General features: G+C 46.0%; 1 pseudogene. It reads left to right on the top strand.

The features are described 5' to 3' along the window. Window positions 1-84: 84 nt before the first annotated feature. Window positions 85-581 (top strand): annotated as a pseudogene (locus CIK04_RS30195) (transposase domain-containing protein); the annotation flags it as partial.

Genomic DNA, 581 nt, shown 5'->3' with positions numbered 1-581 from the left:
GCAATGTAGATCAGATAAGGATCGGTTGACCGATCCTTCTGATGAGAGACAATCGGAAACCTGTTTATAGGTTTCCGATTTTTTATGTCTATCCAAAACTATTTTGCTGACTTTCTTGAAGAGAGTCCTGTTGATGTCGCTCAGCTAACCACCTTCTCCGAGCATATTCCTGATGAGTGGGTTGCTAAAGCGGCAACACTTTCCGATAAAGCGACAATTCGTCGACGTCGTTTACCTAGTGATATGGTTCTTTGGCTTATTGTTGGAATGGCGTTTTCCGCAATGAGTCTATTGCAGAAGTCGCACGGCGAATGAATGTCTGTGCCGAGGGCTTAGCCGATGAGGAACTGCTAGCTAAAAGTGCTTTAACGCAAGCAAGGCAACGCCTTGGTAAAGCTGCTCCAGAATGGTTGTTTAGACAATGCAGTCACACATGGGGTCTAGAGCGTTACCCCGAGGATACTTGGCAAGGCTTACAAGTCTTCGCTATTGATGGGGCTCTTTTTCGAACCGCTGATACATCAGAACTAAGAGAACATTTTGGGTCAGGTAATACATCCAGCGAGAGGCAGACACCTCAT

It is taken from the genome of Vibrio sp. 03_296 (genome assembly GCF_002265885.1).
This window is presented reverse-complemented; position numbering and strand designations above follow the sequence as displayed.